We start from the raw sequence: 25,401 nt of genomic DNA, 5'->3' as shown, positions 1-25,401 counted from the left end.
GTTTGATAACATCGCGATGACAGGGAGCAGACGATAAGATTAACAAGGTGACGGGAAGGGATGGACAACTCAGCCAATTTTGATGCACTCAATAAAAAAGGCGGCAAAGCCGCCTTTTTTCACATGTTTTAGCTCAGTTAAGCGCCAACACATCCTGCATGTTATAGAGCCCGGCTGGTTGTGTCCTGAGCCAACGGGCCGCGCGCACGGCGCCATTGGCAAAGGTAAGACGGCTCGAGGCCTTGTGGCTTATCTCCACCCGCTCGCCGATATCGGCAAACATGACGGTGTGCTCCCCCACCAGATCGCCGGCGCGAATGGTGGCAAACCCGATGGTGTTGCGATCCCGCTCGCCGGTGATCCCCTCGCGACCGTAGACGGCGCACTCTTTCAGATCCCGGCCCAGCGTCTTGGCCACCACCTCACCCATGGAGAGGGCGGTGCCGGACGGCGCATCCACCTTGTGCCTGTGGTGCCCCTCGATGATCTCGATATCGGTGTACTCCCCCATCACTTTGGCGGCCTGCTCGAGCAGCTTGAACACCAGATTGACCCCGACCGAGTAGTTGGAGGCGAAGACGATACCGATCTCCCGGGCCGCCTGCTCGATGGTGGCTTTACCGGCTTCGTCGAAGCCGGTGGTGCCGATGACCATCATCTTGCCATGGGCACGGGCGACGGCGAGATTTTGCAGGGTCACCTCGGGGCGGGTGAAGTCGATGATAAGGTCGACCGCATCGATACATGATGCCAGGTTGTCGGTGATGGCCACGCCAAGCTTGCCAAGCCCTGCCAGCTCACCGGCATCGAGGCCTGTCACGGTCGAGCCGGGACGCTCCAGCGCCGCCCCCAGCACCACCCCTTCTTGCTCCTGGATAGCCTCCAGCAGTACCTTGCCCATACGTCCCTGGCAGCCCATCACGGCCACGCGGATCGGAGTCTCCATCGCCATCCTCATCTTTCGTTATGCATTGAGAAGCTCTCTGTTTTACCAGCCGGCTCCCGGTTTGCAAAGCCCCGAGCCTACTCCTCGATTTGCGTGTTACCGCACTTTTCACAGATAAGGTGCCGTGAAAACTTATCCATTGAGGTGATAAAGGGCCCCACCGCCCAGCCCTTGATCAAGCCGGCGATAAATTCCTTGCGAGAGCGGTTCGGCGCATCCTTAAACGGGCTGGGTTTTCTGACCAATACCAGAATATGGTCGGTCTACATCCCGCAATAGGCGCAGTAGTGGCGTTCGATACACCTTTCCATAACAGGAGTCATTTGATTTCCTTGCGAGCCCATCCCCAACACCGGGATAGCGCCGAGACAAGCCCTCTATCATAGCCAGCACGGGTCTGATAAATGGGCGCCGAGCCACAACTCAAATGAATACCAACCAAGACAACGAGGCCCAAGTTGTGGTCTATCAATCGGCCGAGGCCAACAGCCTGGACCTCATATGAAACCCACCACAAATCGAATATTACCCGGGTTTTTCAGATATAAACGAATATATGACGGATTAATCTATGACTTCGAAATCACACCATAAAAAGGCGTATCCATCTGGACGGCTATCTTGACCCCAATGAGTTGACTCACTACTGTGGGCCCCCCAATGCGGCAGGATGCCCGCCCTGTTTTCCCCTATCCCGACCCGATAAAGGCACAAAGCAGTTCACGACAGGAGGTCATTGTTCAATTTCAGAGGAACACATGATCCAGACCCAACCCCGCGCCCGGGCCCTGCTCCCCTTGCTGCTCTTTCTTGCCCTCTTTATCGGTACCGGCACCTGGCTCACCCTGCAAGGGGTCGAGTTTGCCTTCTACCAGCTCCCCGCCCCGGTGGCCGCACTGCCTGCCGTCGTGCTCGCTCTGTTCATCGGCCGCGAGGGGCTGAGCAAGAACCTCGAGACCTTCTTCAAGGGGGTGGGCGACAGCAACATCATGGCCATGTGCCTCATCTACCTGCTGGCCGGCGCCTTTGCCAGTGTGGCCAAGGCGACCGGTGGGGTGGATGCCACCGTGGCTCTGGGCCTGTCGCTCATCCCGGGCTGGGCCCTGCTGCCGGGTCTGTTCCTGATCTCTGCCTTTATCGCCACCGCCATGGGCACCTCCATGGGCACCATAGGCGCCGTCGCGCCCGTGGCTCTGGGTGTCGCCCAGAGCGCCGGGCTCGATCCCGTGCTGGTGGCCGGCGCCGTGCTGGGCGGCGCCATGTTTGGCGACAACCTCTCCATCATCTCGGATACCACCATAGCGGCGACCCGCAGCCAGGGGTGCGAGATGAAGGACAAGTTTCGCGAAAATCTGATGATCGCCGCCCCGGCCGCCCTGCTGGTGATGATGGGCTATCTGCTGCTCGGCCATGTGGCTGAAGTACCGGCGCAGCAGCTGGACCAGTGGGTCAAGGTGCTCCCCTACCTGCTGATCCTGGGGCTGGCGCTCTCGGGCATGAACGTCTTTTTGGTACTGGGCACCGGTATCCTGGCCGCCGGTCTGGTCGGGTTGGCTGGCAACGGCTATCAGCTGGGTCAATTTACCCAGGATATCTACAAGGGTTTTACCTCCATGCAGGAGATCTTCCTGCTCTCCATGCTGATCGGTGGTCTTGGTGCCCTGATGGAGCGCCAGGGGGGTCTGGCCTGGATCACGGGTCATATCGCCGCCCTTATCCAGCACTTCAGTCGTGGCCATGACACAGACCAGAACGAGAAAGCCGCCGAGCTTGGTATCGCCTCTGTGGTGAGCCTCACCAACGCCTGTACCGCCAACAACACGGTGGCCATTATCGTCGCGAGCAAGGTAGCCAGAGAGCTGGCCGAGCAACACGGGGTCACGCCGCGCCGTGCCGCCTCTCTGCTCGACATCTTCTCCTGCGTGGTACAGGGGCTCATCCCCTGGGGTGCCCAGGCGCTGCTGCTTGGCTCCATCTTCGGCCTGTCGCCGCTGGCCGTCATCAGCATGAGCTTCTACCCCATGGCCCTGGCCCTGACCGCCATCCTGGCCGTCTTTATCAAACACCAGATGCGCGCCCGCTGATCCCGGCACACGGGGCCATGCACAGGCTGGCCCCGCAGTGATATGCTCCGGTAGTCACAAGGAGTTACCATGTCAGAACGCCATACCCTGCGTCAGCAGATCCGTGAACGCCGCCGGGCGCTGAGTGCCGAGCAACAACATCTGGCGGCCCAGGCCCTGCTTGAGCGCATCAAGAGCCATCCCGATGTGGCCCGCGCCCGCCGCATCGCCTTCTACCTGGCCAACGACGGCGAGATCAACCCATTGCCGACCATTCACTGGCTCTGGGCTCAGAAGAAAGAGATCTACCTGCCGGTGGTGCACCCCTTTACCCCGGGTCATCTGCTCTTCTTGCACTACACCCCCACCTCTCCCATGGTGCGCAACAAGTTCAATATCGAAGAGCCCGAGCTCGATATGGAGCGCGTGCTCCCCTATAGCGGTCTGGATCTGATGTTCACCCCCATGGTGGCCTTCGATGCCGACGGTAACCGGCTCGGCATGGGCGGAGGCTATTACGACCGAACCCTCGCCTGCTGGCAGCAGCACAGACTCGGTCCCAAACCCATAGGCGTCGCCCACGACTGCCAACTGGTGGAACAGATCCCCCGCGAAGAGTGGGATGTCCCTCTGCCCGAGCTGCTCACCCCGTCACACCACTGGCACTTTGAAAAAACGTGAGATAACCCTCATCCTGCAGACGCCAGGCGGTCGCCCCGAGCGGCTGGCTTGGCTATAATGCGCCCGCTTTTGTTCCCAAGGATCACTCATGACTCAAGATGAAATGAAAAAGGCCGCCGGCTGGGCAGCCCTGGAATACGTGGTTCCCGACACCATAGTCGGGGTGGGTACCGGCTCCACCGTCAACCATTTCATTGATGCCCTCGGCACCATCAAGGATCGGATCAAGGGCGCCGTCTCCAGCTCCATCGCCTCCACCGAGCGTATGCAGGCCCTCGGCATCAAGGTCTTCGATCTCAACGAGATCGACAGCCTCTCCGTCTATGTGGATGGTGCCGACGAGATCAATGCCAGCCGCGACATGATCAAGGGAGGCGGCGCCGCCCTGACCCGCGAGAAGATCGTCGCCGCCGTGGCCGATCAGTTTATCTGTATCATCGACAACACCAAGACGGTCGAGGTGCTCGGCACCTTCCCCCTGCCGGTCGAAGTGATCCCCATGGCACGCGAGTATGTTGCCCGCGAGATCCGCGCTCTCGGTGGCAACCCGGTCTGGCGTGAAGGGGTGGTCACCGACAACGGCAACCAGATCCTCGATGTACACGGCATGGCCATCACGGCCCCCAAGGAGCTCGAGGCTCGCCTCAACGCCATCGTCGGCGTGGTGACCAACGGCCTGTTTGCCGCCCGCGGTGCCGATGTGGTGGTGATGGGTACCCCCGATGGGGTCGTCACTCTGAAGTGATTTGATCAATATCTTATGCGGAACAAGGCGCCCTCGGGCGCCTTTTATTTGCCCGTGATGCTCCCGCTCCGGCCCCCACTCTGCTTGTGTAATTCGTTGAAAACTTCAAAAAATTTGACTTTCATCACACTTATTCCCTGTGCCTCGGGTTTTTGTTAATTTACAAACTCTTCTCGCACCATCAGTAACGCAAAGGGATCGTCATGACAGTCAAGTTTTCATTGGACAAGGACAAGATTAAGGTGCTGCTGCTCGAGGGCGTTCACCCCAATACGGTGGAGACCTTTCGGGCGGCCGGATACACCAGCGTGGAGTATCTCAAGGGCTCGCTTTCCGAAGAGGAGCTGGCCGAGCGCATTCGTGACGTGCACTTTATCGGCATTCGATCCCGCACCCAGCTGACCGAGAAGGTGCTGGATGCCGCCGGCAAGCTGGTGGCTATCGGCTGTTTCTGCATCGGTACCAACCAGGTCGAACTCAAGGCGGCCGAGATCCGCGGCATTCCTGTCTTCAACGCCCCCTTCTCCAATACCCGCTCGGTGGCCGAGCTGGTCCTGGGCGAGATCCTGCTGCTGCTGCGCGGTGTGCCCGAGAAGAGTGCCAAATGCCATCGCGGTATCTGGGAGAAACTGGCCAACCGCAGTGTCGAGGCACGCGGCAAGAAGCTTGGCATCATAGGCTACGGCCATATCGGCACCCAGCTCGGCATCATCGCCGAGAGCATCGGCATGAAGGTCTACTACTACGACATTGAGAACAAACTCTCTCTGGGTAACGCCATTCAGGTTCCTACCATGGCCGAGCTGCTCAACATGTCCGATGTCATCAGCCTGCATGTGCCCGAGACCCCCTCCACCAAGGAGATGATCGGTGCCGAGCAGCTGCGCATGATGAAACCGGGCGCCATCTTCATCAACGCCTCCCGTGGTACCGTGGTCGACATCGACGCCCTGGTCGATGTGCTCAAAAGCGGCCATCTGGCAGGAGCCGCCATCGATGTCTTCCCGGTCGAGCCCAAGTCCAACGAGGAGGAGTTCATGACCCCGCTGCGTGGCTTTGACAATGTGATCCTGACCCCTCACATCGGCGGCTCGACCCAGGAGGCCCAGGAGAACATAGGTCTGGAAGTGGCCAACAAGCTCATCAAGTATTCCGACAACGGCTCAACCCTGTCGGCGGTCAACTTCCCCGAGGTCTCCCTGCCGGGCCATCGCGATGCCAGCCGCCTGCTGCACATCCACCGTAACCAACCCGGAGTGATGAACAAGATCAACCAGGCCTTTGCCGAAGAGGGGATCAACATCGCCGGCCAGTACCTGCAGACCAGCAGCGAAATCGGCTATGTGGTGATCGACGTCGAGACCGAACACAGCGACAAGGCGTTGGCCAAGCTGAAGGATATCGAAGGGACCATCCGCGCCCGGATCCTCCACTGAGTCGACATGAATGAAAAAAGCCCTGAGTGATCAGGGCTTTTTGTTATTCCTCAATGGGAGCGAAGCGGGCCATCAGGCGTCCATCGTGACGAACCCACTCCACAAACATGGGCTTGGGTCTGGCATAACAGGTACCGTCCTCCACACTGCGATAGATAACCAGCAGTTCGTCCCGCTCCGAGTGACGCGCCTCGGTCAGCACCTCGTAGAGGCCCCCCTTGTAGTGGCGCCACAACCCGGTGCGCAAGGGTTTTCCAACCACCCTCTCCTCCTTCCTGTGCTCAAAACCGGTGGCAAGGGGCTCACTGTGCCACCGCCCTGACGGGGACTCCACACTTTTTTACGACGAGGGTTTCATGCCATCTTCCACGACGAATGTGGTGCAGCATGGGCCACTTCAGGGGGAGCGCATGAGAATCTTCTGGTGAGGCATATTCAGACAAACAATCCTGCTAGAACGGGTTATCCGGAAACTCTGCCAGGCCAGGTAGAATTAGCCGGATCTTCTAAAAATAGGATTGTGGTGGAATTGAATTCTGTGAAGAATAGGGTAAAACAGATTTGATTCTAAATGGGCACTCCCGCCCCATAAGCCACAACAGGCAAGGATTCATCCCGACCATGTCCACCATCGACAAGTCGCACAAGCTCGACGATGTCTGCTACGACATCCGCGGCCCGGTGCACAAGGAGGCCCGTCGTCTCGAAGACGAGGGCCATCGCATCATCAAGCTCAACATCGGCAACCCGGCGCCGTTTGGATTCGACGCCCCCGAAGAGATCATCAAGGACGTCATCCTGAATCTGCCCCAAAGCCAGGGCTACTGCGACTCCAAGGGGCTCTTCTCCGCCCGCAAGGCGGTGATGCAGTATTACCAGCAAAAAGGGATGCGCCACGTCGACATCGACGACATCTACATCGGCAACGGTGCCAGCGAGCTCATCGTGATGGCGATGCAGGCCCTGCTCAACAACGGCGACGAGATGCTGGTGCCCTCCCCCGACTATCCCCTGTGGACTGCGGCCGTCACCCTCTCCGGTGGCCACGCCGTGCATTACCGCTGCGACGAGGGGGCGGACTGGTATCCGGATCTCGACGACATCCGCGCCCGTATCACGCCGCGCACCCGCGGCATCGTGCTCATCAATCCCAACAACCCGACCGGCGCCGTCTACGGCAGCGAGTTTCTGCTGGAGGTGATCGAGATTGCCCGTCAGCACAACCTCATCATCTTCGCCGACGAGATCTACGACAAGATCCTCTACGACGACATCGCCCACACCAGCGTCTGCACCCTGTGTGACGATGTCATCGTCGTCACCTTCAATGGCCTCTCCAAGGCCTACCGTGCCTGCGGCTTCCGCCAGGGCTGGATGGTGGTGACCGGGCCCAAGGGACGAGCCCGCGGCTACATCGAGGGGCTGGAGATGCTGGCCTCCATGCGCCTGTGCGCCAACGTGCCAATGCAGCACGCCATCCAGACGGCGCTGGGCGGCTACCAGAGCATCAACGAGCTGATCCTGCCGGGCGGCCGCCTGCGCCGTCAGCGCGACAAGGCGTGGGAGCTCTTGAACGAGATCCCCGGCGTCTCCTGCGTCAAACCCAAGGGGGCGCTCTACATGTTCCCGCGCCTCGACCCCAAGGTGTATGACATCAAGGACGACCAGAAGATGGTGTTCGACCTGCTGCAGCAGGAGAAACTGCTGCTGGTGCAGGGAACCGGCTTCAACTGGCCGGCACCGGATCACTTTCGACTGGTGTTCCTGCCCCGCGAGGAAGAGCTGGAGGAGGCCATCGGCCGCCTCGCCCGCTTCCTCAAAGGCTACCGCCAGTAAGCAGACACAAAAAAGGCCACCGCAAGGTGGCCTTCTTCATGGGGTCGATTTACGCCTCGGCACCAGCCGGAATCAACTTGACACGCTTCTCGCGGCGGATCTTGCGCTCTTCCATCACGGCCACCATGGCCATCAGGCAGATACAGCCGATGGCGGCGGTGTCGAGGGCGGCAAAGGTGCCAGCCCAGCCGGTCAGGCCAAACACAGGGGTGCCGTCGGCAATCATGCCCAAGCCCAGCTTGGCAAAGCTGTCACCGATGAGGTAGGCAAAGGTGCCCTTGATGCCGTCGGCGGCACCGATGGCCTTCTTCGGCACGAAGCCCACGGCGGCAACACCGATGAGCAGCTGTGGGCCAAACACCAGAAAGCCCAGGGCAAACAGGGAGGCCAGATAGACATACTGGTTGCTGGCGTGCTGGTAGACCCCGAGAGTCGCAATGATGAGACCCAGCGCCACGCAGGCCACCAGGCCACGGCGGCCGTTGGCCAGATCAGAGAGGTAGCCCCACATCAGGGTACCGACCAGGGCGCCCACTTCAAACAGGGTGAAACCCTGGATGGCAACCTCTTTGGGCAGGTTCAATACCTGGTGGGCATAGACGGTGGACCACTGGTCGATACCGATACGCACCACATAGAGGAAGATGTTGGCAAAGCAGAGCAGCCAGATCACCTTGTTCTTGAGCACGTACTCCACAAAGATCTGCCACTTGGTCATCTCGTTGTTATCGGTCTCAAGATCTTCTTCACTCACCTCTTCGTCGAACAGCTCCTCGGCCTTGCCCAGGCCATAAGATTCCGGCGAATCGCTACCGAAGCGCAGGCCGATGAAGCCAACGATGAGGGCGATGATGGAAGGGAAGACAAACATACCGATCACATGGCCATCAAACAGGTAGTTGGCGCCAAACAGTGCCACACCTGCCGCGCCAGCCCCACCCACGTTGTGGGACATGTTCCATAGACCCAGGTAGGTACCACGCTTGCGGCGGGGAGTCCATTTGGTGATGGTGGAGTAGCTGCACGATCCGCCGGTGCTCTGGAAGAAACCGCTCAGGGCGTAGAAGGCGATCATCATAAACAGGCTGACCGAGCCGGTGCCCATGCTGGCACTAAAGCCCAGCATACAGATGGCCGAGAGGATCAGCATGAAGGGCAGGAACTGCTTGGTGTTCTTGCCGTCGGCGTAGTAGGAGACCAGGGTTTTGCCCACCCCGTAGGTGATGGAGAAACCCAGGCCAATCATGCCGAGCTCGGTCATGCTGAGCCCGTAAGTCGAGATCATGTCGTTCTGGGCAATGTTGAAGTTCTTGCGGATCAGATACATGGTCAGATAGCCGATGAAGACCACCAGATAGGACTGCATAAACGGCTTGAACCACAGCTTGCGCCGGGCTTCGACGGGGATATCCAGGGTCGGCTTGCGCACCTGGTTCAGGAAAGCCAGCATTTTAGTCTCCTATTACAATGCCTGAACTGTCGCCAGGCGATCCCGGCGATAATGGCTGGCATTGTAGGGACCTGCGCGCGTGCAGGCCTGAGACTGACGCCTAGAGGGGTTAGGAATATTTCCTAGTTTTGCCTCTCTCGATACAAAATCTTGAGTCAAGTCACACCTTGCCCCTCCCCCTATTCAGTCATTACTCATTTGCCCCCCACCAAGGGGGAACCTATCCTTTACCCAACGGGATTCACAAACGAGACCATATATAATGAATATCAATAGTTTGAGAACCAGGGTCTCACTCTATCTATTGGTGCTGGTCTCCCTGTCGGGCGGGGTCGCCTATTACTTCAGCAGCACCTTTATCGACCTCCAGTTCTCCCGGTGGCAGGCGCATCATCATCAGGAGAGTCTGGATCGTGCCAGCCTCTACCTTGCCTCGCAGCAGCAAGCCCTTAGCACCATGGCCAATGACTATGCCGCATGGCTGGATACCTGGACCTTTATGGAGCAGGGGGGACAGAACTATCTCAATACAAACTACACAAAGGACTCTCTTGAAAACCTAAGTGTCAATCTGGTGCTCTTTATCGATCACTCGCGCCAGCTGAAGCTAGCGCTGCAACTTGGAGAGACCGGCGTGGCCCCCTCCAATGATCTCGTCACCTGGCATACCATCTCTGGCGCCCTGGAGGCTTACTGGCCCCATGGTAAGGAAGGAGGCAACCTGGCGATCTGGCTAGATGGAACACCGCTTCTGCTGGCCATAGAGCCCGTCTGGGATGGGGAAGATCGTGCTACCGCCAATGGCTGGCTCGCCATGGGACGCCTGATGGATGCAGGCAACCTTGAGCGCTTGCAGACCATGCTCAAGAGCGAGGTCCACTTCCTTCGTGCCGCAGACAATACCCATCAGTTCCCCCCAGTCGGTACGCTTCAGAGTATGGGGGCCCCCTCGGGCGTTCACTTCTCGGTGGTGGATGAGAGCTCCCTGCCCAGGGAGAGCATATTGGCCAAACGCATGCTGGTCGGTAACGTCGTCACTCTGGTCATCATCTCTTTTCTGGTGGTGGCCTTTCTGTTTGACCGCATGGTCATGCGTCGGCTCAGCCGCTTCTCCCAGCTGGCACAGCATCCCAAAGATCTGCTTGAAACATCCCCCCTCTGGCCGGTCGAGGGGAAAGATGAACTCGATAACCTGGCCAGCTCCCTCAATGATATGGTCAATCAGCTCAAACTCTCCCAAAAGAGCCTCTTTAACGAAGCACGCCGCGATCCCCTGACCCGCCTCGGCAACCGGACCCTGCTGCTGGAGCTGATCGAGCGCTATGCACCGCTCTTGTGCCGGCACCATCATCTGGATCTCGCCCTCATTCTCATCGATCTCGACGAGTTCAAGGTCATCAATGACAGCCTGGGACACGAACGGGGAGACAAGGTGCTGGTGTGCGTGGCCGAGCGATTGACGGCACTGGCCAGGGGCGCCGATGTGCTGTTTCGACTGGGGGGAGATGAATTTGCCGTCTTGTGCATACTGCCTCGTGGCAGCCAGGGTGCCGAGCGACTGGCGGGCCGGATCTTGAGCGGACTCGGTAGAGCACTGGATGTCGACGGGGTCCAGGTCCAGCTCAGTGCCTCCATCGGTATCGCCTACAACCATGGGCAACTGGAGAGCAATGACCTGATCCGCAACGCGGATCTGGCCATGTATGAGGCCAAACACCACGGCAAACACGGTATCCAGACCTATTCGGACAATCTGCATCAGAACGTCAGCAACCGACTTCATATGGAGCATAAGCTTCGCCAGGCCATTGCCGACGACAGGCTCGAGGTGTGGTACCAGCCCATTATCGATGTACGCAGCCAACGGGTCGATATGATCGAAGCACTGGTGCGCTGGCCGACCGATGAGGGGTACGTGATGCCCAATGACTTCATCCCCCTGGCTGAAGATACCGGACTCATCGTTCCCCTCGGTTATCAAATAGCCCAGAAGGCCATGACCGACCTGCCCACCTTGCGCACCCTCAACCCCGAGCTCAAGCTCAACATCAATCTCTCTGTACTCCAGCTGATGCAGACCGCACTGGTCGAGCGTCTGTGTCAACTGGCCGACGCCAGTGGCCTGCCCCGCGATGCGGTTCATTTCGAGCTTACCGAGAGCCTGTTTGCCGAGAAAAACGAGGTGCTGGTGCAGCACCTGTGTCAGCTCACCGAGGCTGGCTTCAAGGTTCATCTGGATGACTTTGGCACCGGCTACTCCTCGCTAGAGCGCCTGCTCAATCTCCCGGTCGATACGCTGAAGCTCGATCGCAGCTTCACCCAGACTCTGGAACGAGGTGATGAACGGCTGGTACGGGCCATCATCTGGATCAGCCGGGAGATGAAGATGGAGGTGATCGCCGAAGGGGTCGAGACCAGCAAGGAGATGAGCCGCCTGCTGGCGCTCGGATGCCATCTGATGCAGGGGTATCTCTTTGCCAGGCCGATGAAGCTGGAAGCCTTGATGGAGTGGATGAGTAACCGGGAGCCAGAGAGCCTGGACGCGCACCTCAAACCGGCCTCTTTTCCCACTGGCGATGTCAAGCCCACATAAAAGAAGAGGGAGGCTTGCGCCTCCCTCTTCTTTTGTCCCTTATCAGCCCAGAGCCACCCGGGCGTTGCGGAACATGCGCATCCAGGCGCCATCCTCGCCCCAGTTATCCGGGTGCCAGGAGTTGGCGACGGTGCGGAACACCCGCTCCGGGTGCGGCATCATGATGGTGGCGCGACCGTCTGCGGTGGTCACGGCTGTGATGCCGCGTGGCGAGCCGTTCGGGTTGGCCGGGTAGCGCTCGGTGGCACCGCCACGATTGTCGACGAAGCGCAGTCCCACCAGACCGGAGGCGTCGAGGGCCGCCAGATGCGCCTCGTCACGCAGCTCGACCCGTCCTTCCCCGTGGGAGACGGCGATCGGCATCACAGAGCCGCTCATACCGGCGAAGAAGGCGGACGGCGAGTCCTGCACCTCGACCAGGCTGAAACGTGCCTCGAAGCGCTCGGAGCGGTTGCGCACGAAGCGTGGCCACAGATCGGCGCCGGGGATCAGCTCGCGCAGGTTGGACATCATCTGGCAACCGTTGCACACCCCAAGCGACAGAGTGTCACCACGCTCGAAGAAGCGCTGGAACTGCTCGCGGGCGCCGCCGTTGAACAGGATAGACTTGGCCCAACCCTCGCCCGCCCCCAGCACGTCGCCGTAGGAGAAGCCGCCACAGGCCACCAGGGCCTGGAAGCCATCCAGGGCGATGCGACCACCAAGGATGTCGCTCATGTGCACGTCGACCGCGGTGAAGCCGGCGCGGTCAAACGCCGCCGCCATCTCCACGTGGGAGTTGACCCCCTGCTCGCGCAGCACCGCCAGACGGGGTGAGGCCCCTCGGGCTATATAGGGGGCGGCCACGTCATCGGACGGATTGTAGGTCAGCGTGGCCTGCAGGCCCGGATCGGTGGCGTCCTGGCGGGCGGCATGCTCGCTGTCGGCGCACTCGGGGTTGTCGCGCAGGCGCTGCATCTGCCAGCTGGTCTCGCCCCACAGGGTACGCAGGTGGGTGCGGCTCTCGCGCCACAGCTCATCGCCGGCGCGGCGCAGCACTATGTCATCCCCCTCAGTGACGGTACCGATGACGTGAGCACAGGTGGCCAGGCCATGACCGGCCAGCAGGGTCATCACCGCCTCCTTGTCCTCACGGCGCACCTGGATGACGGCCCCCAGCTCCTCGTTGAACAGGGCCGGCAGCACCTCGCCACCGACGCGGTCGAGCTCGATGTTGAGGCCGCAGTGACCGGCGAAAGCCATCTCCAGCAGGGTCACCAGCAGGCCGCCGTCGGAGCGATCGTGGTAGGCCAGCAGGCGGCCATCGGAAACCAGAGCCTGGATGGCGTTGAAGAACCCCTTGAGCAGCACCGGGTTATCGAGATCCGGGGCACTCTGCCCAAGCTGACGATAGACCTGGGCCAGAGCCGAGCCCCCGAGGCGCTGCTTGCCGTTACCGAGATCGATGAGGATGAGATCGCTCTCGCCCAGATCGTTGCGCAGCTGGGGGGTGACGGTCTTTCGCACATCCTCGACCCGGGCGAAGGCGGAGATCACCAGGGAGAGGGGCGCCGTGTTGCTGCGCTCCTCGCCATCTTGTTGCCAGCGGGTCTTCATGGACATGGAGTCCTTGCCAACCGGGATGGTCAGCCCCAGGGCCGGGCAGAGCTCCTCGCCCACCGCCTTGACCGCCTCGTAAAGGCCGGCGTCTTCCCCAGGGTGACCGGCGGCCGCCATCCAGTTGGCGGAAAGCTTGATGCGCTTGAGGCTACCGATGTTGGTCGGGGCGATATTGGTCAGGGCCTCGGCCACCGCCATGCGCGCAGAGGCGGCATGGGAGAGCAGGGCCAGCGGGGTGCGCTCGCCCATGGACATGGCTTCACCATGGTAGCTGTCGTAGGTGGCGGCGGTGACGGCGCAATCGGCCACCGGGATCTGCCAGGGACCGACCATCTGGTCGCGGTTAACCAGACCGGTCACGCTGCGATCGCCGATGGTGATGAGGAAGCTCTTCTCGGCCACGGTCGGCAAGCGCAGCACCCGCAGGGCCGCCTCCCCCAGGGTGACGCCGTCGAGGCGCAGGGCTTGCCCGTCAGCCTGCTGAGTCGTCACATCGCGCAGCATCTTGGGCGGTTTGCCGAGCAGCACGTCGAGCGGCAGATCGATAGGCTGGTTGTCAAAGTGGCTGTCCGACAGGGTCAGGTGCGGCTCCTCGGTGGCGGTACCGATCACCGCATAGGGGGCACGCTCGCGCTCGCACAAGGCCTTGAACAGGGGCAGTTTGTCCTGGGCGACCGCCAACACGTAGCGCTCCTGGGACTCGTTGCACCAGATCTCGAGGGGGCTCATGCCCGGCTCGTCGTTCGGAATGGCACGCAGGTCGAAACGACCACCGCGCCCCCCGTCACTCACCAGCTCCGGCATGGCGTTGGAGAGGCCACCGGCACCGACATCGTGGATAAAGAGAATGGGGTTATCGTCACCGAGCTGCCAGCAGCGGTCGATCACCTCCTGGCAGCGGCGCTCCATCTCCGGGTTGTCGCGCTGCACCGAGGCAAAATCGAGATCCTCGGCCGACTGGCCCGAGGTCATGCTCGACGCCGCGCCACCACCGAGACCGATGTTCATGGCCGGGCCACCCAGTACGATGAGGGCGGATCCCGCCGGGAACTCCCCCTTCTGGACATGATCGGTACGGATGTTACCGATACCGCCGGCCAGCATGATGGGCTTGTGATAGCCACGCACCTCGCGGCCGTTGTGGCTCTCCACCTCCTCTTCGAAGGTACGGAAGTAACCGAGGATGGCCGGGCGACCGAACTCGTTGTTAAAGGCAGCGCCGCCGAGCGGCCCATCCTGCATGATGTCAAAAGCGCTGACGATACGTGACGGCTTGCCAAAGTCTTGCTCCCAGGGCTGCTCGAAGCCGGGGATACGCAAGTTGGAGACGCTAAAGCCCACCAGGCCCGCCTTGGGCTTGGCACCGCGACCGGTGGCGCCTTCGTCGCGGATCTCGCCGCCGGAGCCGGTCGCCGCCCCCGGGAAGGGGGAGATGGCGGTCGGGTGATTATGCGTCTCCACCTTCATCAGGATATCGACCTGCTCCTGGTGATAGTCATACTCGCCGCTGGCCGGGCTCGGGAAGAAGCGGCCCCCCTGGCTGCCCTCCATCACGGCGGCATTATCCTTGTAGGCGGAGAGCACATAATCCGGGGTCTGCTCGAAGGTGTTCTTGATCATCTTGAACAGGGACTTGGGCTGGGCCTCCCCGTCGATGATCCAGTCGGCATTGAAGATCTTGTGGCGGCAGTGCTCGGAGTTCGCCTGGGCGAACATGTAGAGCTCGATGTCGTTCGGGTTGCGACCCAGACGCTGGAAGTTCGCCACCAGATAGTCGATTTCATCCTCGGCCAGGGCCAGGCCAAGACTCAGGTTGGCCTGCGCCAGGGCAGCGCGACCACCGCCCAGCACATCCACCTGGGTGAAGGGGCGGGGCTCATGATGAGCGAACAGAGCCGAAGCGGCCTCCATCGCGTCAAAGACTGTCTCCATCATGCGATCGTGCAGCAAAGCGGCGATCTGGCTCCGGTTGGCATCGGTCACCTGCCCATCGACATAATAGGCGACGCCGCGCTCGAGGCGTTTGACCTTGGTCAGGCCGCAGTTGTGGGCGATGTCGGTGGCCTTGGAAGACCAGGGGGAGATGGTGCCGGGGCGGGGAGTAACGAGGAAGAGATGACCTTGGGGAGCATGTTCGGGGATGGTGGGACCGTAGCGCAGAAGCCGGTCCAGGGTCGCTCGCTCATCCGGTGAGAGGGGGTCGACAAGCTCGGCAAAGTGCATGAATTCGGCATAGATGCCCGTTATCTCGACTCCTCGTTCTGCCAGGGTTTGCATCAATTTCTGGACACGAAACTCAGACAGAGCGGGAGCACCGCGCAAGATTTCCATATGGCCTTTCTCACCTTGTATCAAGAGTGGGGGGTTGAAGACGCGCGTATTATAGGGAGGGGCCCGACCACGGACAAACGTTTTTCACCCCTCCGTCGATGTGACAGGGCGCACACTCTCTGGTATAAAGGTGCTTCTTTTTTGACTAGTGCTGATTTTTTAGACAACCAGAGAGGTCTGTTTGAGACTACTAGCCAAATGGTTCATTCTGTCGATTGCCCTGCTGCTGACTGGCTGCAACCTCAGCCAACCCACCAGCCAGCTGGAGCAGATCCGCGCCCGAGGGGAGCTGAGAGTCGGCACCGTCTACGGGCCCACCTCCTACTATCAACGTGACAATATCGCTCAGGGGTATGACTACGAGCTGGCCAAAGCCTATGCCGACTGGCTGGGCGTCAGGCTCGACATGCGTCCCATGGACTCTGCCAGTGCCATCGAGCAGGGGCTCCGTCACGGGGACCTGGATCTGGCCGCCGGGGCCATCGCCATCACCCCCGAGCGTCGCAAGGGGATGCGCTTCGGTCCGGGGTACTATCAGGTGTCACCCAAGCTGGTCTATCGCCAGGGCACGGCCAAACCCAAGAGTTTTGCCGATCTCAAGGGCAGGCTGGTGATTGCCGCCGGCTCGGCCAGCGAAGAGCAGCTGCGCCAGCTCAAGGCGCGCTACCCCAATCTCACCTGGGAAGTGAGCCGAACTGCCGACCACGAGGAGCTGCTGCGCCAGGTCGCCGAGGGCAAGATCGACTACACCATAGTCCACGACACTATACTGGCGCGGATCCAGCGCTATTATCCCGATCTCGCCGAGGGGCTGACCCTGGAGAACGATTATCAGGTGGGGTGGGCCATGGCCAAGCTGCCCGATGACACTCTCTACGCCAGCGTCATCGACTTCTTTGGCCAGCGCTTTCTCGACGGCACCATAGCCCAGCTCGACGAGAAGTACTTCGGCCACGTGCAGAACTTCGACTTCGTCGACACTCGCACCTTCTTGAAGCGTGCCAAGACACTGCTGCCCAAGTATCAGTCGCTCTTCAAGGCTCATGCCGGCAAGCTCGACTGGCGTCTGCTCGCGGCCCTCAGCTATCAGGAGTCTCACTGGAACCCGGATGCCCGCTCCTACACCGGGGTGCGCGGTATGATGATGCTGACCGAAAATACCGCCAGGTCTCTGGGAGTCAAGGATCGAACCCATCCCGAAGAGAGCATCGCCGGAGGTGCCCGCTACCTGCACCAGCTTATCGAACAGGTACCGGACTCGGTCCCCGAGGATGAGAAGTTCTGGTTTGCACTGACCGCCTACAACATAGGCTACGGCCACATGATGGACGCTCGTCGGCTGGCCAAGATGCGGGGTAAAAACCCCGACAGCTGGAGCGACGTCAAGGATGTGCTGCCCTTGTTGCAAGAGTCCCGCTGGCACCGCAAGGTGCGCTATGGCTACGCCCGCGGCGGTGAGGCACGCAACTACGTCAACAACGTGCGCCAGTACTACCAGAGCCTGCTCTGGCTCGACAACGAGCAGCAGAAGCTCAGGCAGCGGGAGAGCCTGCTGGATCAGGATGAGGCACTGGCGGCCGAACCCGTCAAATCGACTTCCGCTGCCAATACGCTGCTGACGGCCCTCTCGGGCTAAGCTGTTTACTCCTCGCCTTCTTCTGTTAGTATCGACCCATGGCCTGAAGGGTTCACTTTTTAAATCAAACAGTTCCACCAGAATTCAGGCCCTGCACCACTAGGAGGTCAGGATGCCAAGACGCAGACGAGCAAGCCTGGTGAGCAGCAAAATCAAGAGTGGTTGGAATCAACGACGCCGGTTGAAGCTCAGTGCCGAGAAACGCCAGCGTCACCGCAGACAACGCTCGGACTTCCTGCTCCCCGCCCCGCTGGCAGCGTAACGACTGTCAGCTTTATTCGAAACGAGGCCCGCATCTGCCGGGCCTCACGTTTTCCTGCGCTGTACATACAAACAATCCCGCCATGGCGGGATTGTTTGTATGGGCGGCACATCAGTAGAAGATGCGCTCGGCACGCTCGCTCTGTTTAAGCCAGACCGGTTTGCTGCTGGTTTTGCACCAAACACGATGGAGATAACTATAAAAACGAGCCCTGTCACGACGAAACAGCATGACAGGAAATGCCAACAACCCGATAAGCAGTACGAAGCAGCGACGCAGTACGATCCGGGTCAGAGTAAAAGGCTGGAACATGACTCTACACCTCACTGGTTGGACCACTTGAGTTAGCATAGCGCCATCAATGTTCTTTTACTACATAAAATCGTAAAAAACCCTATTTACTGAGTTGCAAATCAAAAAAGGAAAGCCAAAAACACAATTTAATTACATAAAAAACACACATTGCCCTCTCACCACATGCTGGCCACAGTTAAGGTGTCCTGCTTTCTGACACAGGGAGGAGTCATGCATCTGAGCGAGCTTGTACTGATCCTGATCGCCGGTCTGCTGCTGTGGCCCGAAGCTCAAGACTGGCAAACCAATCACGACGACCTGGTTCAACTGAGTGACAGAGTCCCCATCAATGGCACCATGTGGCAATGTGGGGTGCTCAAAAGCCGGATGGCCGACATCGAGGAGTTGATGGCAACGGCAACCCGGGTCAAGGATCGCCGGACATTCGACGAGGTGAGCCACCATCTGTTGAAACAGTGGCGGGAGAAGGCATGTGATATGACACTGCAATAGCAGGAATAAAACAAAAAGCCCGCTCGATGAGCGGGCTTTTTGTTGAAAAATGGAGGCGCGTTCCGGAGTCGAACCGGACTAAACGGATTTGCAATCCGCTACATAACCGCTTTGTTAACGCGCCATGCTCTCGAAGAGAGTTTGGAGCGGGAAACGAGACTCGAACTCGCGACCCCGACCTTGGCAAGGTCGTGCTCTACCAACTGAGCTATTCCCGCCTTGTGCAGACAGCTGCCTGACAACGAGGCGCATTATACGGGTGCGACGGGATGAGACAAGTGTTTTTTAGCTCGAATCCTTCCCTTTCGACTCGTTTGCTCACACTTCACGCAAAGCGTCCAAAAAGAGCACTCCTGTTTGTGAGCCGGCGGGCGATTTGGGCTTAAGTACATTGAAAAACAGACATTTTTGGTCAAGATGTGGCTAGATATTCAAAATCGACTCAATGCAATCGTTGGCATGACAGGGATTTCGCGCGCAACCGGCCTTCGGCCTCGACTGATGTTGGTCTTCTTCCTGCTGGGGATGGTGCCATTCCTGGCCGTTTCCATGCTTTTTCTGCACTCTCACGGCAAGGATCTCACCGAGCAGACCTCCAACCATCTGGTCTCGGCTCGCAACATCAAGAAATCCCAACTCGAGGACTATTTTGGCAATCTCAAGGAGCAGATCGTCACCTTCGCCCGCCAGGACTTTGCCGGCAACAGCATAGGACGCTTCTACGGCTTTACCGGCGCCTTTGAAAAACTCGGCACCACCCCGGAAGCGGCACGCCAACGGGCAGCCCAGCGCTATCAGGCCGGCAGTTGGGACAAGTTGCAAAAACCCGATCCCGAACTCCCCGCCTTGCCGGAGATCAGCGCCCTTATCCTCGCCGACGAGATGTACGGCCGGGTCCATCAGCGCTTCCACCGGGGTTATGCGGACATAGTACGCAGCAGCCACTACTCGGACATCTATCTGGTCGATCTCAGCGGTGACGTGGTCTATTCGGTGACCAAGCGCCCCAATTTTGCCACCAACCTGCTCTCGGGCCCCTATCAAACCAGCGCCCTGGCCAGTACCTTTCGCCGGGTCAAACGCAGCCTGGACGGGGGGCTCTCTCCCCAACAGATCTTTGAATTCAGCGACTTCGGTCTCAATCCCCTGAGCGGCGAGGTCGTCGCCTACCTGGCCGCGCCCGTGATGCAATACGACTATGTGCGTGGCGTGGTCATCTTCGAGCTGCGCACCGACAAGATCAGCGAGATCATGGGAGAGCGTGAGGGGCTCGGGGAGACCGGTGAGACCATACTGGTGGGGCCGGATCGGCGCATGCGTGCCGATGCCTGGCTCGATCCCCGTTACAGCGTGGCCCAGAGTTTCTCCCCGGCTGCGCGCCCCATGAACACGCCGCTGGTAGAGCGAACCCTGGCGGGAGAGCAGGGGGTTGGACTCTTTACCTCCTACCTGGGAGACGAGGTGCTGGCCGCCTACACCCCGGTCAGGGTGTTTGGCTCCGAATGGGCGTTGATCGCCGAGATCTCGACCCGGGAGGCCTATGCCCGGATCCGCCAGCTCGAAACCTTCACCATTACCCTGGCTCTGGGCTCCATCATACTCGCCATCTTCCTCTCCCGCTGGCTCTCGGGCACCATCACGGCACCCTTGCGGGAGTTGGCCCAGGCGGCAGAACGGGTAGCCAACGGGGATCTGGATCATCCCATCTCCCCACCCAGAGGCGATGACGAGATAGCCACCCTCTCCCGAGCCTTCGCCCATATGCAATCCTCCCTTCGGGAGAAGCTGGCCCTGATTGCCCGCCAGACGGAGGCGCTGCAGGAGCAGGTCGAGCTGACGCATCACCAGAACTTAAGCCTGCAGCAGGCCGACCGGCTCAAAGACGAGCTGCTGGCCAACACCTCCCACGAGCTGCGCACCCCGATTCATGGCATCAGAGGCATGGCAGAAGCCATGCTCACCCGACAGGACGCCCTGAGCGAACGCCAGCAGGATCAGCTCAACCTCATCATCAAGAGCGCCGACAGCCTGGCCCGCCTGGTTGACGATCTGCTCGACTACCACCGCATGCGCCATGGCCAGCTCGATATCCATACCACCCCGGTCTCCTCCAAGGGGGTGATCCGGTTGGTGCTCGACCTCTGCCACCATCTGGTGCAGGCCAAACCCCTGCGTCTGGTGGACCTGACGCCAGCGGATCTCCCCGCCGTCATGGCGGACGAGCAGCGCCTGGAGCAGGTACTCTGGAATCTGGTGGGCAATGCCATCAAGTACACCCCGGAGGGCAAGGTGGTGCTAAGCGCCGCCATCGAGGGGGATCGGCTGCGTTTTCGCATCACAGACACTGGGATAGGCATAGGACAGGAGCATCTGGAGCACATCTTCGAACCCCTGGTGCAGTTGGAGGGTGTGAAACAAGGATCGGGTCTGGGATTGACCATCACCCGCCAGCTGGTGCAATTGATGGGGGGAAGCCTGGAGGTCACCAGCGAGCGGGACGTGGGCTCGACCTTCTCCTTCACCCTTCCCCTGGCCCGCGCCGGCGCCAGCCCGGCGACGCCGGATGCCCGCCCCATGGAGCATCAGCTGCTGCGCCACCAACCGGCGCCGCTCCCCGACTACGAAGCGGCCCCCCTCCCCGAGGATGCCCCTTGCCTGCTTGTGGTCGATGATGAGCCCATCAACTTGCACATATTGCAGCATTTGCTCGCCCCCTGCGGTTATCGCATCCTGACCAGCGGAGATGGCCACGACGCCCTGCGCCGCCTCGAGGAGGAGCCGGTGGATCTGCTGCTGCTCGATGTCATGATGCCGACCCTGTCGGGTTTTGATGTCTGCCGCCGCCTGCGTGAGCAGATCCCCCGGGATCGCCTGCCGGTGCTGCTGCTCACCGCCCTCGGCGCCCCCAAGGATATCGAAGAGGGGTTCAGCGCCGGGGCCAATGACTATCTGGTCAAGCCCTTCGCCCGGGAGGAGCTGCTGGCCCGGGTCAACGCCCTGCTCGACGCCAAGCGTGGACGCGACACCCTGGTGGAGAACGATCTGCTCAAACGCGAAGTCGAGCGCCGGCTCTCCCTGCAGCAGGCCCTGCAGGAGGACCAGCGTCAACTGCTAAGCCTGCTCACCCAGGGACGCGACCCGCTCTTGTTCGTCAACCCGGACGGCATAGTGCTCTTCGCCTCCCGGGCTGCCAGCGAGCTGCTCGGCCTGCCTGATACACTGCCCGACCCCCTGCCTCTGGGGGAGCTGCTGGTCACCCCTGTTCCCGAGCTTGAGGAGGGGGAGCAGACCCTCACTCTCTCCCTGGCCGGGCAAGCGACGCCAGTGACAGCACATCTTGTGGCGACCCGGTTCCAGGGGCAGGAGGCGTTTGCCCTCTGCCTGCTGCCCCAGGAGACGGCCACCCCGGAGCGGGTGCTGGCTCTGGAGAATGCCCTGCGCACCCTGTCGCGCCAGGCCATCATCGAAGATCCGCACCTGCTGGGTGAGCTCAGTCGCCTCGGCGGCGAGTTCCGCACCCTGGCCGACACCCTGATCCGCCAGCAGGATGACGACCCCCTGCGCCGCACCCTGGTCGATACCATGCAGCTCTCACTGGAGGCATGGCAGAGCGCCACCGGCAAGGGCAAGGTGGCGCTGGCCGAGAAGAGCAAGCTGTGGCGCGTCTATCTCGACAAGTCGAGCCCCCAGACCCGCACCCTCGACAAGTACCTGCATCTGGATACCCTGCCCCAGACGCCACGCTGGAAGACGGTGGTGGCCACCGCCGAGTATGTACTCCATCACTGCCCCCTCGATGAGGCCTCCCGCCAGCGGCTGCATCAGTGCAGTCAGGAGTTGCGCCAGCTCGCCGGACGACGTCCCTGAGCCCTTGGGGGGCTCTTTTTTTTCACGGAAAAAACAAGCCCCGGGAAAGCCCCCTTCCGACCGCAGGACCCTTGTCACATTTTTGTAAAAACCGGCTTTTTACCGACGCTTATCACGCTAAATGAATTAATTTAACATCATGATTTTAAAAGAATAAAAAGATTATTTGACGAATTTGACGAAGCGATGGTGTTTTTTACGAAAACGACGATCTCGCCACTTGGGTTCTGCCCTCACCTCTGCTTTGCTAGAGACGTTGGATAGCAAATGTGGCGCAAGACCACACCAACGACAGAGGGCCGACCTCACCAGCATGCGAGGCTCGGTGCTCACCCCAACAAGGAATAAAAGAAGAAAGGAATAACTATGCTTGCCAAACTGTCCAAACTCTCTGCCTCGGTCATGCTGGGTACCCTGATGGTGGCCGGTACTGCCGGCACCGCCATGGCGGCCGACAATAAAACCGTGCTGACCCTGGTGGCCCAGCAGGAAACGGCCTGGGTGAAGAACTTCAACCCCTTCCTGCAGGCTGGTCTGCTGCACACCACCCGTCACTTCATCTACGAACCCTTGGTCATCTTCAATGACATGCAAGGGGGCAAACCTGTCTTCCGTCTGGCGACCAACTACACCTTCGGCGATGACCTCAAGTCGGTCACCTTTGACCTGCGCGACGGGGTAAAGTGGTCCGACGGCGAGAAGTTTGATGCCGACGATGTGCTCTTCTCCTTCAACCTGGTCAAGGCCAACAAGGCCCTGGATGAACGCTCCATCTGGACCCAGATCACCGGCGTCGAGAAGCTGGCTCCCAACAAGGTGAAGTTCACCCTGAGCGAAGTGAACACCAACGTGGTCAACGATCTGGTGTTGGTGCCCATAGTGCCGGAGCACCAGTGGAAATCGGTGAAAGATCCGGTGGCCTTCACCAACGACAAGCCGGTCGGTACCGGCCCCTTCACCGAGGTGGAGAACTTCTCGGCCCAGCTCTATACCCAGTGCCGCAACCCCCACTACTGGGATAACGCCAGCCTCTCCATCGATTGTCTGCGCATGCCCCAGATGGCCACCAACGACCAGGTGCTGGCCGCCGTGATGAAGGGCGATGTCGACTGGTTCGGCTCCTTCGTGCCGGACATCGAGCGCCTCTACGTGGGCAACGATCCCAAGAACAACAAGTACTGGTTCCCCGCTTCCGGCACCGTGGCCTTCAACGTCAACTTCAAGACCAAGCACCCGGGCAACCACGAGGCCTTTAACGACGTTAACTTCCGCCGGGCCTTCTCCATGGCCATGGACCGCCAGTCCATGGTGGACATCGCCGGCTACGGTTACCCGACCATTAACGAATATCCGTCGGGCCTGGGCCGGGCCTTCGAGACCTGGGACAATCCGGATGTGGAGAAGCAGTACGGCAAGTTCAACAAGTTCGATCTGGAAGGGGCCAAGGCGCTGCTGAAGGAAGCGGGCTACAAGGACTGTGACGGCGACAAGTTCCTCGACACCCCGAGCTGCAAGAAGATCGAATTCAAGGTGCTGGTGCCAAACGGCTGGACCGACTGGGTCAACACGGTACAGATCGGTGTGGAGGGTCTGCAGGCCCTTGGCATCAATGCCAAGACCTCTACCCCGGAGGCGACCGTCTGGACCGAAGCCCTGGTAACCGGCGACTTCGACGCGGCCCTGCAGGGTTACTTTGCCGGTGCCAACCCGCACAAGTACTTCGAGACCGCCTTCCACTCCCGCAACATGGGTGAGCGTGGCAACCGCTTCGCCGCCAGCCGCTATCAGGATCCGGAGCTGGACAAGCTGATCGACGCCTTCACCCAGACGGCCGACGCCGCCAAGCAGAAGGAGATCATGTTCGCCATCCAGGAGAAGGTCGGCGCCAACCAGACCATCATCCCTGTGTTCAACAACCCGACCTGATATGAGTACAGCACCAAGCGCTTCAGCGGCTGGTTCAGTGCCGACAACCCGGTTGCCAAGCCGCAAGTCCACCCGGACACCCCCGAGCGCCTGCTGCACGTCCTGTCGCTCAAACCCAACAGCTAAACCACACCCGGCCCCCTGCGGGGGGCCTCTTCCCCTCTCCGGCCTCTCCCCATCCCCATGGGTTGGGTTGCTGTTGCCGGCCGCCAGGGGATCGGTTGTAAAAAGGTGTCATCATGGGCTTCGTACTAAGACGTTTCTCCTTCTACCTGGTCGCCTTCCTGGTGGCCGCCATCATCAACTTTCTGCTGCCTCGCGCCATGCCCGGCGATCCTGTCTCGGTCATGTTTGCCCGCGCCGGCGCCATGATGGAGCCTGCCGCTCTCGAGGCCCTCAAGGCCACCTTCGGCTTCGTGGATGGCCCCATCGGCACCCAGTTTCTGACTTATGTGAAGAGCGTCTTCACCTGGGACCTTGGTACCTCGGTGCGCTTCTACCCGCAGCCGGTAGCCGACGTATTGGGCCGCGCCCTGGGCTGGACCCTGTTTCTGGTCGGTACCTCCACCGTGCTGAGCTTTGCCATCGGCTCTGTCATCGGCATCTTCGCCGCCTGGTATCGGGGCGGTCGCATGGACAGCGTGCTCTCCCCACTCACCCTGGTGATGCAGGCGATCCCCCCCGTGGTGGTCTCCCTGATGGCCCTCTTCCTGTTCGGGGTAAGCCTGGAGTGGCTGCCTATCGGCTACGCCTACAGCCCGGAGATCCCGGCCGACTGGGGATGGGAGCACATCAAGAGCGTCCTGACCCACGCCATCATGCCGGTGGGGACCCTGGCGCTGGTGCAGATAGGCGGTTTTCTCATCACCATGCGCAACAACATGATCAACCTGCTCGGTGAGGACTACATCACCATGGCCAAGGCCAAGGGGCTCTCCACCACCCGGGTCATCTTCAACTACGGGGCGCGCAACGCCATCTTGCCGAGCGTCACCGCCCTCTCCATGGCACTCGGCTACGTCATCGGCGGCTCCCTCATCACCGAGGTGGTGTTCAACTACCCCGGCCTGGGCCTCACCCTCTATCAGGGGATCCTGGCGCGCGACTACCCCCTCATCCAGGGGCAACTGCTCATCATGACCATCACCATGCTGACCTTTAACTTCCTCGCCGACGTGCTCTACGTCTTCCTCGATCCGCGTCTGCGCAAAGGAGGCAAATAA

15 protein-coding genes, 2 tRNA genes and 1 pseudogene are annotated in these 25,401 nt (G+C 60.4%); 11 read left to right on the top strand and 7 right to left on the bottom strand.

Annotation, left to right across the window (positions count from 1 at the left end):
• Positions 1 to 133 precede the first annotated feature (133 nt).
• A complete protein-coding gene (dapB, locus tag BN1133_RS13610; protein WP_050667055.1) occupies positions 134 to 946 on the bottom strand; it encodes a 4-hydroxy-tetrahydrodipicolinate reductase in 813 nt (270 codons plus the stop codon).
• Between the two features lie 758 nt (positions 947 to 1,704).
• On the opposite strand from dapB, the gene BN1133_RS13605 reads away from it, so the two are divergent.
• From BN1133_RS13605 to serA, 4 genes are all read left to right on the top strand, one after another.
• Positions 1,705 to 3,030 (top strand): Na+/H+ antiporter NhaC family protein, encoded by a 1,326-nt coding sequence (locus BN1133_RS13605; protein ID WP_050667054.1) that lies wholly within the window; start codon positions 1,705 to 1,707, stop codon positions 3,028 to 3,030.
• 69 nt (positions 3,031 to 3,099) lie between these two features.
• Positions 3,100 to 3,690 (top strand): 5-formyltetrahydrofolate cyclo-ligase, encoded by a 591-nt coding sequence (locus tag BN1133_RS13600; protein WP_050667053.1) that lies wholly within the window; start codon positions 3,100 to 3,102, stop codon positions 3,688 to 3,690.
• Positions 3,691 to 3,778: 88 nt separating this feature from the next.
• Positions 3,779 to 4,435 (top strand): ribose-5-phosphate isomerase RpiA, encoded by a 657-nt coding sequence (gene rpiA, locus BN1133_RS13595; RefSeq protein ID WP_050667052.1) that lies wholly within the window; start codon positions 3,779 to 3,781, stop codon positions 4,433 to 4,435.
• Between the two features lie 203 nt (positions 4,436 to 4,638).
• Entirely contained in the window at positions 4,639 to 5,871 is a 1,233-nt protein-coding gene (gene serA, locus BN1133_RS13590; RefSeq protein ID WP_050667051.1) for a phosphoglycerate dehydrogenase, read from the top strand.
• 43 nt (positions 5,872 to 5,914) lie between these two features.
• Here the strand turns inward: serA and BN1133_RS13585 are convergent, their stop codons facing one another.
• Entirely contained in the window at positions 5,915 to 6,133 is a 219-nt protein-coding gene (locus BN1133_RS13585) for a DUF1653 domain-containing protein (RefSeq protein ID WP_224159665.1), read from the bottom strand.
• 359 nt (positions 6,134 to 6,492) lie between these two features.
• Here BN1133_RS13585 and BN1133_RS13580 point away from each other — a divergent pair, with 359 nt between their 5' ends.
• Entirely contained in the window at positions 6,493 to 7,707 is a 1,215-nt protein-coding gene (locus BN1133_RS13580) for a pyridoxal phosphate-dependent aminotransferase (protein ID WP_050667049.1), read from the top strand.
• Between the two features lie 49 nt (positions 7,708 to 7,756).
• Here the strand turns inward: BN1133_RS13580 and uhpT are convergent, their stop codons facing one another.
• Positions 7,757 to 9,157 (bottom strand): hexose-6-phosphate:phosphate antiporter, encoded by a 1,401-nt coding sequence (uhpT, locus tag BN1133_RS13575; protein WP_050667048.1) that lies wholly within the window; start codon positions 9,155 to 9,157, stop codon positions 7,757 to 7,759.
• Positions 9,158 to 9,419: 262 nt separating this feature from the next.
• Here uhpT and BN1133_RS13570 point away from each other — a divergent pair, with 262 nt between their 5' ends.
• Positions 9,420 to 11,750 carry a putative bifunctional diguanylate cyclase/phosphodiesterase gene (locus tag BN1133_RS13570; protein WP_050667047.1) on the top strand — a complete coding sequence of 777 codons (2,331 nt, stop codon included), beginning with the start codon at positions 9,420 to 9,422 and terminating at the stop codon, positions 11,748 to 11,750.
• A gap of 42 nt (positions 11,751 to 11,792) precedes the next feature.
• On the opposite strand, the gene purL is transcribed toward BN1133_RS13570, so the two are convergent.
• Positions 11,793 to 15,680 (bottom strand): phosphoribosylformylglycinamidine synthase, encoded by a 3,888-nt coding sequence (gene purL / locus BN1133_RS13565; RefSeq protein WP_050667046.1) that lies wholly within the window; start codon positions 15,678 to 15,680, stop codon positions 11,793 to 11,795.
• Positions 15,681 to 15,861: 181 nt separating this feature from the next.
• Between purL and mltF the strand changes: the two genes are divergently transcribed.
• Positions 15,862 to 17,316: a membrane-bound lytic murein transglycosylase MltF gene (gene mltF / locus BN1133_RS13560; RefSeq protein ID WP_050667045.1), complete on the top strand. Its 1,455-nt coding sequence runs from the start codon at positions 15,862 to 15,864 to the stop codon at positions 17,314 to 17,316.
• A gap of 373 nt (positions 17,317 to 17,689) precedes the next feature.
• On the opposite strand, the gene BN1133_RS13555 is transcribed toward mltF, so the two are convergent.
• The gene (locus BN1133_RS13555; RefSeq protein WP_050667044.1) at positions 17,690 to 17,890 is read right to left on the bottom strand and encodes a YbfA family protein; all 201 of its coding nucleotides are present in this window, start codon (positions 17,888 to 17,890) and stop codon (positions 17,690 to 17,692) included.
• 213 nt (positions 17,891 to 18,103) lie between these two features.
• Between BN1133_RS13555 and BN1133_RS13550 the strand changes: the two genes are divergently transcribed.
• The gene (locus BN1133_RS13550; RefSeq protein ID WP_050667043.1) at positions 18,104 to 18,385 is read left to right on the top strand and encodes a hypothetical protein; all 282 of its coding nucleotides are present in this window, start codon (positions 18,104 to 18,106) and stop codon (positions 18,383 to 18,385) included.
• A gap of 50 nt (positions 18,386 to 18,435) precedes the next feature.
• Here BN1133_RS13550 and BN1133_RS13545 read toward each other — a convergent pair.
• Positions 18,436 to 18,509: transfer RNA gene (locus BN1133_RS13545), tRNA-Cys, on the bottom strand.
• 18 nt (positions 18,510 to 18,527) lie between these two features.
• Positions 18,528 to 18,603 (bottom strand) — tRNA-Gly (locus BN1133_RS13540).
• 283 nt (positions 18,604 to 18,886) lie between these two features.
• Between BN1133_RS13540 and BN1133_RS13535 the strand changes: the two genes are divergently transcribed.
• The 3 genes and pseudogenes from BN1133_RS13535 (at position 18,887) to BN1133_RS13525 (ending at position 25,401) form a co-directional block, all read left to right on the top strand.
• Positions 18,887 to 22,252: a hybrid sensor histidine kinase/response regulator gene (locus tag BN1133_RS13535; RefSeq protein WP_153006722.1), complete on the top strand. Its 3,366-nt coding sequence runs from the start codon at positions 18,887 to 18,889 to the stop codon at positions 22,250 to 22,252.
• 366 nt (positions 22,253 to 22,618) lie between these two features.
• A pseudogene (locus tag BN1133_RS13530) lies at positions 22,619 to 24,304 on the top strand (ABC transporter substrate-binding protein).
• A gap of 113 nt (positions 24,305 to 24,417) precedes the next feature.
• Entirely contained in the window at positions 24,418 to 25,401 is a 984-nt protein-coding gene (locus tag BN1133_RS13525; RefSeq protein WP_050667041.1) for an ABC transporter permease, read from the top strand.

Origin of the sequence: Aeromonas schubertii (assembly GCF_000820105.1) — a bacterium.
Lineage (GTDB): Bacteria > Pseudomonadota > Gammaproteobacteria > Enterobacterales > Aeromonadaceae > Aeromonas > Aeromonas schubertii.
The sequence above is the reverse complement of the archived record's forward strand: the minus strand, read 5'-3'. Positions and strand labels throughout refer to the sequence as shown.